The 8,076-nt window shown below is 41.2% G+C and carries 11 protein-coding genes; 6 read left to right on the forward strand and 5 right to left on the reverse strand.

Annotated features, from left to right (window positions below; genetic code table 11):
* The 3 genes from VK541_RS07515 to VK541_RS07525 form a co-directional block, all read left to right on the forward strand.
* Positions 1 to 595, forward strand: a 595-nt coding sequence (locus VK541_RS07515) for a DUF4091 domain-containing protein (protein WP_324368502.1), incomplete at its 5' end; no start/stop codon positions are given.
* Between the two features lie 535 nt (positions 596 to 1,130).
* The gene (locus VK541_RS07520; protein ID WP_324368504.1) at positions 1,131 to 2,474 is read left to right on the forward strand and encodes a deoxyguanosinetriphosphate triphosphohydrolase; all 1,344 of its coding nucleotides are present in this window, start codon (positions 1,131 to 1,133) and stop codon (positions 2,472 to 2,474) included.
* Between the two features lie 112 nt (positions 2,475 to 2,586).
* A complete protein-coding gene (locus tag VK541_RS07525; RefSeq protein ID WP_324368506.1) occupies positions 2,587 to 3,111 on the forward strand; it encodes an RNA polymerase sigma factor in 525 nt (174 codons plus the stop codon).
* Between the two features lie 41 nt (positions 3,112 to 3,152).
* On the opposite strand, the gene VK541_RS07530 is transcribed toward VK541_RS07525, so the two are convergent.
* The gene (locus VK541_RS07530) at positions 3,153 to 3,392 is read right to left on the reverse strand and encodes a hypothetical protein (protein WP_324368508.1); all 240 of its coding nucleotides are present in this window, start codon (positions 3,390 to 3,392) and stop codon (positions 3,153 to 3,155) included.
* A 7-nt stretch (positions 3,393 to 3,399) separates the two neighbouring features.
* Positions 3,400 to 4,029, reverse strand: a complete 630-nt coding sequence (locus VK541_RS07535; protein WP_324368510.1) for a hypothetical protein — start codon at positions 4,027 to 4,029, stop codon at positions 3,400 to 3,402.
* Between the two features lie 88 nt (positions 4,030 to 4,117).
* Here VK541_RS07535 and VK541_RS07540 point away from each other — a divergent pair, with 88 nt between their 5' ends.
* A complete protein-coding gene (locus VK541_RS07540) occupies positions 4,118 to 4,318 on the forward strand; it encodes a KTSC domain-containing protein (RefSeq protein ID WP_324368512.1) in 201 nt (66 codons plus the stop codon).
* A gap of 58 nt (positions 4,319 to 4,376) precedes the next feature.
* Here VK541_RS07540 and VK541_RS07545 read toward each other — a convergent pair whose 3' ends face one another.
* Together VK541_RS07545 and VK541_RS07550 are read right to left on the reverse strand one after the other, a co-directional pair.
* Entirely contained in the window at positions 4,377 to 4,838 is a 462-nt protein-coding gene (locus VK541_RS07545; RefSeq protein ID WP_324368514.1) for a PA2169 family four-helix-bundle protein, read from the reverse strand.
* A 57-nt stretch (positions 4,839 to 4,895) separates the two neighbouring features.
* On the reverse strand, positions 4,896 to 5,432 hold the full coding sequence (locus VK541_RS07550) for a superoxide dismutase family protein (protein ID WP_324368516.1): 537 nt from the start codon (positions 5,430 to 5,432) through the stop codon (positions 4,896 to 4,898).
* A gap of 330 nt (positions 5,433 to 5,762) precedes the next feature.
* Between VK541_RS07550 and VK541_RS07555 the strand changes: the two genes are divergently transcribed.
* Positions 5,763 to 7,343, forward strand: coding sequence for a M1 family metallopeptidase (locus VK541_RS07555; protein ID WP_324368519.1), 1,581 nt, complete (start codon positions 5,763 to 5,765; stop codon positions 7,341 to 7,343).
* 104 nt (positions 7,344 to 7,447) lie between these two features.
* The gene (locus tag VK541_RS07560; RefSeq protein WP_324368521.1) at positions 7,448 to 7,837 is read left to right on the forward strand and encodes a LiaF transmembrane domain-containing protein; all 390 of its coding nucleotides are present in this window, start codon (positions 7,448 to 7,450) and stop codon (positions 7,835 to 7,837) included.
* Positions 7,838 to 7,851: 14 nt separating this feature from the next.
* Here the strand turns inward: VK541_RS07560 and VK541_RS07565 are convergent.
* The coding region (locus tag VK541_RS07565) for an aldehyde dehydrogenase family protein (RefSeq protein WP_324368523.1) at positions 7,852 to 8,076 on the reverse strand (225 nt) is incomplete at its 5' end.

An 8,076-nucleotide genomic window follows, 5' to 3' on the forward strand; every position in this document is an offset into this window, starting at 1 on the left:
CAAGAAACTGATCCCAGGCACTAAGATCATCGATGCCAACATCGGATCTGACCTGATTGGCAGTATTGATGTATGGGTACCGGTACTCGATCAGCTCCACAAAGAGTATGATTTTTATAAAAAAAGACAAAAAGCAGGAGATGAAGTGTGGTTTTATACCTGTCTTGGTCCACAGGGCAATTACGCCAACCGCTTTATAGAGCAGCCGCTGATGATGCCCAGGCTCTTGCACTGGCTCAACTACAAATACGGTGTTACGGGTTATCTTCACTGGGGACTGACAGCCTGGCATATGCCATACCGCAAAGACTTGTACAATGACGTTACCGGCATGTTTGATGACGGGAATGTAGTGCCTGGAGGAGACAGCTATATCGTTTACCCTGCATATAACAAGCTTTATTCTTCCATACGCCTTGAGGCGATGCGCGACGGCATCAATGATTATGAATTACTCAGGCAGCTGGAAAAGAAAGATCCTGACCTTGCAAAGAAAATAATCAATGCCACTGTCTTTAATTTTGACCATTACGATGCAGATATCAAAGCATTCAGGGACAAAAGGAAACGGATACTTGAACGGCTCAGCAGGTAAGTTACCTTATACAAGCTCAATCAAATAATGGTTGACTATACAAGTAAAAAATAACCGGGATTTTTTTTATTAAAAAAAGCGCTTAAATATTTGCTTAAATGATTGATAGTAATATCTTTGCCCTTGTTAACAATAGGGATGATTATAGAGGGGGATAGAATTTATTCTACTCCCTTTATTTTGAATTGAAAAAACAGAATTCCTGTAAAAAAAAGAAAGGGTTGTTCCATCCGGACACTCACCCTTTTCTAACCAAATATAAACCTGTATGAACGGTTTATTCTTTTATTGCAATCTTCGTACCAAAACTCAGACTGCCGTATAATTTAATCTTTTCTTAACATATCGACCTTCATCTCAACTACTGATTCTATTTTTTGATCGATTTGATAGTACAAATATAGTGAGTTTTAAATAGTGTACAAAATACACTAAGTTATATGACTTTATTATAACAATTCTCTTGAATAACTACTCTTAACCGCTGTATTCACAATAAATTCTGCTATTTTCGCAGCTTAATAAATCAAATGTCATGAACTGGGAAAAACTATTATCAGCCAAACGCTGGGGCAATGAAGACAGATTTGCAGGCAACCAAAAGGAGGCCAGGTCAGAGTTCCAGCGGGATTATGACCGCATTATTTTTTCCTCTCCGTTCAGAAGGCTGCAAAACAAAACCCAGGTATTTCCGCTTCCGGGAAGTGTATTTGTACACAACAGGCTTACACACAGCCTTGAAGTAGCCAGTGTTGGCCGTTCTCTGGGAACTATTTTTTATAACAGAATAAAGGATACCGATGCGCAGATTGATGAGCGCTGCCCTTTGCTATGTGAAATTGGAAATATCGTTGCCTCAGCCTGCCTGGCGCATGATCTCGGAAATCCTGCATTCGGGCATTCCGGGGAGTCGGCCATATCTTATTATTTTACCGATGGTGAGGGCGCTATCTATAAAGATAAGGTGACGGCCCACCAATGGCAGGACCTGATCAATTTTGAAGGGAATGCCAATGCCCTAAGGATACTTACCCATCCTTTCGCAGGAAAGGGGACAGGCGGCTTCGCTTTAACCTATGCCACACTTGCGGCAATTGCAAAATACCCCTGTGCATCGCTTGCAGGTCATAATAAGCAGCATATATTTACCAAGAAATACGGATTTTTCCAATCGGAACAGTCAGGGTTCGAAAAGATAGCCGCGGAAATGGATCTCATTAAAGTTCAGGATTCACCGCTGATCTATAAGCGGCACCCTTTGGTTTACCTGGTCGAAGCAGCTGATGACATTTGCTACAACATTATAGATCTCGAGGATGCCCATCGGCTGAAAATTCTGACCTATACAGAGGTAGAGGAACTGTTATTGCCTCTATGTAACGATATTAAAATGCCGGCACGTCTGGGCGAGATGGAAGACGATGACGCAAAGATCACACTGATGCGGGCAAAATCGATCAGTACACTGATCGGTTTATGCGCCAATGTCTTTTACACTGAACAGGAAGCTATATTAAATGGTGACTTTAACAAGAGCCTGATGGATGCTATTGAAGAACCTTTTTTGTCTGTAATGAAAAAGATAGAAAGCATATCCGTCAAACGCATTTACAACTATTCTTCAGTAGTCCAGATTGAGGTTGCGGGATATCGGGTAATGGGAGGTCTGCTGGAAGAATTCATTCCGGCATATCTTCAAAACAACTCCAAATACCATAAGAAACTTGTTGAACTGATTCCCGGACAATTTTTGACCACCTCTGCAGATCCCTATTCAAAGATCCAAACTGTACTGGATTTTGTATCAGGAATGACCGATATTTATGCGGTCGAGTTGTTTAGGAAAATAAAGGGAATCTCTTTTCCTTCAATGAGTTAGTGACTGTGTTCTCTGTTTTTGGTACGTATTTTGACGGAACATTTTGCATTTAAAACCCTTCTTGCGAAATGGATTAAAAAAACGTCAAACCTCCCTAAAACTCCCCTTCCCTATGAACACTAACGAATTTAACTATCAGCTGAGCTGTAATCAGTCAGCTTTAGAAACATTTGCCTTCAAATTCACCCAGGATTATGAAGATGCGCACGATTTGGTACAAGATACCTTGTTGAAAGCCATGCGGTATTCCGAACAGTTCAAAGACGGGACAAACTTCCGGGGATGGCTTTATACCATTATGAAGAATACCTTTATAAATGGCTATAGAAGAGCTGTTAAGACAAGGTCTATTATATCGATACATGAAGAGATTCCGGCCGCTCAGCTACAGGCCAGCGCCACGGGTAATGTAGGGGAAAACAAATTCATCAGGGAAGACATCAACAATGCCATGAAGAAACTTCAGCCTGAATACCTGACCCCATTTGTTAAGTATTTTGAAGGATTTAAGTATCATGAAATAGCTGAAATGCTCCATATTCCAATCGGAACCGTAAAAACAAGAATTCACATCGCAAGGGTGATGCTGAAAAAGAACCTGAAGATCTATACTAAAGAATTTTCCGCAGAATTTTAGTATAAACCGTCTTCATTCAATTAATTCTCATGACAACTTTATCAGATAGAAGCCAGCCTGGCTTCTATTTCTTTTTGTATGCTTTTATAACCTTCTGCAGAAATGCTTCTTCCTCCAAAATTCTCAATCGTCCAGGTTCCCTCATCACTGCGTCTCAGAACAATAGGGTCGGGTTCACCGGTGACCATCTCCACCTTAAAACGGTGATCATTGTCTGATTCCGTAACGATGGCGTCAAGATCGAGGCAGCCGACTTTGAATGCTATTGAGAATATCTTCATCTCGTTTCTATTTAATCACGCCTTTTTTACTCATGTCTGCAAAGATCTCATCTGAAAATTCCGTTGCAAGTGACTGCGGGCTGGCGGGATCTACAGACCGGGTTTGCGCAGAATAGATCAATTTATCGGCATCCAGATCATAAACATTGGCCTCCAACATAAACTTATTAGTTACCCTATAATACCCCGGTTCATAAATCCGGCTGTAGAGGGTACGGTAATGACCCCAAAAGCGGTACGTTCCTGGATAAACGCCAACCATACCCGGATTATATGTTTTTTCTTTTGATTTATCCAGCAGAGCGATGGTGATGGCGCCGTCATATCCCTTGTTCTTCAGTTTCTTAAGTGCAGAAGACTCATCTAATCCTTCAAATGTCTTTGGACCGTATTCTGCAAATGCAGATCCGGAATTAATACCTTTTGCCTGGAGCTGCTGAACGATGATCTTCTCGACATTTTCCCTTAAATTCCTGTCTTTATTGCCCATGAGGCCGATGACAAGTACTTTATCAAATTTCTGGTTGGATACATCCTCTGCTTTCCATGAGGAAATTAACTTGGTACTGCTGCAGGCACCCAGAAGAATTGGCAGCAATGATATGACTATCAGACCAAGTTTACCTATGCGTTTCATTATTTTATAGTTAGTACGTTATGGATAACAATCCAAAACGTTTATTGTTGTAGCTATTAGATATTGACCGGCTAATAAAATTTCAGCTATGCCTTCCACCGTTGTTGATAAAATCGAATATGATGTTGAACACCAAGTTTTAACCGTGGTCTTTCAGTCAGGAAAGGTCTACTATTATAAAGAGGTGCCGCATGGTGTATACATTTCTTTAAGGGCAGCGAGGTCTAAAGGAAGGTATCTGAACAAGAATATAAAAGGAGTATATGAATACGAAAGCTCAGACCTTTAATTAAGGCCTGAGCTTTGTAAATGGGTAAGCTTTAACCCAGCTTACCTAAGGTTTGGCACTAGTTGTTAGCAACGTGATCTCTCAAAGACTTGATCTCATCATGTGATCCGCGAAGGTCAAACTTCTGTTCTGAAATTAAAGCTCTCAGATTCTCTGTAAGTGTATCTTCCTCTAATGCCATTTGATAAGCATTTTGAGCGGCGTCTTCACCAAATTCACAATTGTTTAAAATAGTTTCCCTGTCGTGTCCGGTAAAGACAGCTTTAACATCCATCCATCCGCGGTAAATTTTACCAAAAGTGGTCGTACCGCTTTCAGCTTCCTCGCCGATCACCTGTACTTCTTGAACCAGGTTTGCTTTCAGCTTATGACTCTGTTTAATCATTTCTAAAAATAACGGTTTCAGATCATCGTCTTCTGATTGTAGCTCACTAATTGCTTTCTCATATCCTGCAACTCTGTCGTTATTGATGAGGATCAGGTCGTTCAGGATTTCTGCATTTTCATTATTATTTTCCATTTTTCAAAGTTTTGATGTATAAGTTTAACACACCTAAATCCTAATGGTTTGTAAAAATTAATTTTTTGTGATCACACCGCAACCAACCCTTGGTCCCGAGTTGCCGCTGGGCTGTGTAGTATAATCGTCTGTGCCGCCATGGACAATAATACCCCTGCCGATAATATTTTTAACATCATCAGTATCGATGCTCCATCTGTCTGTAGTGACACTCACACTGCCATGCCCTTTGCCATCCAGCTGAATATTTCCTATATCACCGGAGTGATACGCTGCTGAGCCCCACTTGCCATGTGCCTCTTTAGTCGGGTTCCAGTGACCATGTGTGTTTTCTCCCATATTGCTGCAATCTCCGTGTTCATGAAAGTGAACAGCAACTATACTGTCGGCGCGTGCGGGAAAGTCAATTTCCAGATCCATTTTGATGTTGCCGTCTCCTTCCTGGTAAAATTTTGCAGACCCGATTTCCTTATTGTCGGCTGTGGTAAACAGTTTTGCAGAGGCAATTTCTTCCTCTGTGCTGCCGGCACAAGATGCCAGCATTGTCATTCCGCCTAATAAGGCAATAAAGGCAATAGTTAAATAATTTTTCATTTTTTGAGATTTAAAGATTTGGCATAATTTATAATTATGAATAACAAAATTATATGCGGTTTAGTTTTGTCTCTTCCTGCCTTTCTGAATGGCTTATGAATGGTATATGTGACTATATTTTCTCCACCCTCTCAAGGGCCTTACTAGGGGGTTGCTAGGGGGTTGCATGACCCCCAGGCTCTAGAAACGTCCCAGTAACGCCGCTAAGATTCTTTTGATATGACTTTGAAGGGATAGTCGCACATACCAAGGAGGATATCCGGAAGAAGATTTTAAAAGACGAATGCTATATTTGGCAAACTAATTCCTGATTTATTCCGTTTATAGCACATGAAAAAATACCTGGTAATTTTATTTTTGACATTCAGCAGTGCGGTATTTGCACAGGAAACCTACTGGCAGCAGCAGGTAAGCTATAACATTGATGTTGCACTAAATGATAAAGACAAATCACTGACGGGGTTTGAGACCATAGTTTATAAAAACAATTCTCCAACTCCGCTTGATTTCATTTGGTTCCATATCTGGCCCAATGCTTACAAGCAAGAATCGACTGCATTGTTTCAGCAATTGAAAAATGACACATCCAGAGTAAAAAAAATGGCCAAAGTTACTTATGGAAGCATAGACGGCCTTGATTTTAAAGTGAACGGCAAAACTGCAGTTGTAGAACCGCATTCCAATCCTCAATACATCGATGTAATTAAAGTAAAGTTGCCAGCCGTACTAAATCCTGGCGATTCTGTCAGCATTTCTACCAATTTCAAAATAAAACTTCCTTCTTATTTTTCCAGATCGGGCTTTGCTGAGGGTGAATTTATGGCTTGTCAGTGGTATCCCAAACCGGCTGTGTTTGATAAAAATGGCTGGCATGAATTTCCTTACCTGGATATGGGCGAGTTTTATAGTGAATATGCTTCATTTAAGGTGAATATCACGGTTCCCAGTCAATATATAGTAGGTGCAACCGGGGTTTTGCAGAATGCTGACGAACTAAATGCTTATAAAAGCATTGGCGCAAAAAATGTGGCCAACAGATCTGGTGACCCGGTAAAGTATCAGCCTCTGAACAAGAAGCCGACCAAAAAGCTGACTTATGAAATTTCAAACGTACCTGATTTTGCATGGTTTGCCGACAAGGGCTTTATCATCCAGTATGACACGGTAAAACTGGCCTCGGGAAAGGTTGTGGATGCGTTTAACTATTATCACGATAAGAAGCCGACGCTTTGGAACAACAGCATTGATTATACAAAGGATGCAGTAAAGAAGTATAGCAGCTGGGTCGGAGAATATCAATACCCTGTGGTACAGGTGGTAGAAGGACCGGAGAACAACTCCAGCGGGGGTATGGAATATCCAACGATAACATTGATCACCAGTCCTAACGCTAAGAAAGAATCCCTGGACGCGGTCATTGCGCATGAAATAGGACACAATTGGTTTATGAGTATGCTGGGCAGCAATGAACGGCTGCACACCTGGCAGGATGAAGGTTTGAATACCTATTTCCAGTTTAGGTATGAAGCGGAAAAATACAAGACCAATTCCGTATTTGGGGATGCCATACCTGCGGAAGTTAAAGCATTGCCGGAAAAAGAATTTCTGTCGAGACTGTATAACGCCATGACCAATATCCCGATGAAATCGGCTATCGATCTTCCGGCTGATCAATTTGTTTCCTCAGATGATTACAGTATGACTTCCTATATTAAGACTGCTTTATGGTTGTTTTTGCTTGAAAATGAGGTAGGAAGAGATAAAATGGATAAGGCTTTTCAGTACTATTTCAGCCAATGGAGCGGCAAACACCCTCAGCCTGAAGATATGAAAGCTGCGTTTGAAACTTCACTGGGCATCAAGCTAGACGGGTATTTTCAGCTGCTGAACAAAGAAGGGCAGTTCAAATAGTATTTTACCGATATTTTTATTGTTTTCACCGGTGTCTTGCTGTGGTATAGCAGTAACGCATTGATGTGCATTGGTTTTGCCGGTAGTTTTGAAGAAAAAAAGCTATGGAAACTTTCGATAACAACAAGAGAAAAAATCGCCGTTTAGGCTGGGGAATTTTTTTACTGGTATTGGGCGCCATCTTTCTGATGAAAAATATTGGCTTGTTTATTCCGTTTTGGGTATTGAGCTGGCATACCATATTGCTTGCTTTGGGGCTGTGGTTTGGATTCAGAAAGAATTTTAAGGCCGGGGGTTGGGTAGTCATGGTGCTGATCGGTGGGATTTTTACCCTGAGAGATGTGGTACTTTTTGACATCTCCTCTTATACAACGGCTTTGGTTTTGATCGGACTGGGATTGTACCTGATCCTGAAGCCAAAAAGAGAGATGCATTTTTGTGATTTTGGCAACAGAAAACCCAAGGTGAATTTTGAAGAGACGATTAAAAAATGAACAGCGGAAAATATTTAGCTGATGTACACGGTTTTGATGTTTACAAACTCCTGAATGCCAAACATACCCAGCTCTCTTCCATACCCGGATTGGTTGATGCCTCCAAAAGGAAGGCGCGGATCAGATTTAATAAAAGTGTTGACAAAACACGAGCCGGCGTTTAGTCTCTTGACAGCAATCTCTTCTCCCTTGGCGATATCGGCAGTAAAGACTGCTGCACCCAAACCAAACGTAGTATC

The sequence above is a fragment of the Pedobacter sp. genome, from assembly GCF_035317785.1.
GTDB lineage: Bacteria > Bacteroidota > Bacteroidia > Sphingobacteriales > Sphingobacteriaceae > Pedobacter.

What these genes read in the sequence shown, in the direction of transcription:
- VK541_RS07540 (WP_324368512.1), top strand. Translation starts at nt 4,118, where the DNA reads ATGCCTTCCACCGTTGTTGATAAAATCGAATATGATGTTGAACACCAA.
- VK541_RS07535 (WP_324368510.1), bottom strand. Translation starts at nt 4,029, where the DNA reads ATGAAACGCATAGGTAAACTTGGTCTGATAGTCATATCATTGCTGCCA.
- VK541_RS07555 (WP_324368519.1), top strand. Translation starts at nt 5,763, where the DNA reads ATGAAAAAATACCTGGTAATTTTATTTTTGACATTCAGCAGTGCGGTA.
- VK541_RS07530 (WP_324368508.1), bottom strand. Translation starts at nt 3,392, where the DNA reads ATGAAGATATTCTCAATAGCATTCAAAGTCGGCTGCCTCGATCTTGAC.
- VK541_RS07520 (WP_324368504.1), top strand. Translation starts at nt 1,131, where the DNA reads ATGAACTGGGAAAAACTATTATCAGCCAAACGCTGGGGCAATGAAGAC.
- VK541_RS07550 (WP_324368516.1), bottom strand. Translation starts at nt 5,432, where the DNA reads ATGAAAAATTATTTAACTATTGCCTTTATTGCCTTATTAGGCGGAATG.
- VK541_RS07525 (WP_324368506.1), top strand. Translation starts at nt 2,587, where the DNA reads ATGAACACTAACGAATTTAACTATCAGCTGAGCTGTAATCAGTCAGCT.
- VK541_RS07545 (WP_324368514.1), bottom strand. Translation starts at nt 4,838, where the DNA reads ATGGAAAATAATAATGAAAATGCAGAAATCCTGAACGACCTGATCCTC.
- VK541_RS07560 (WP_324368521.1), top strand. Translation starts at nt 7,448, where the DNA reads ATGGAAACTTTCGATAACAACAAGAGAAAAAATCGCCGTTTAGGCTGG.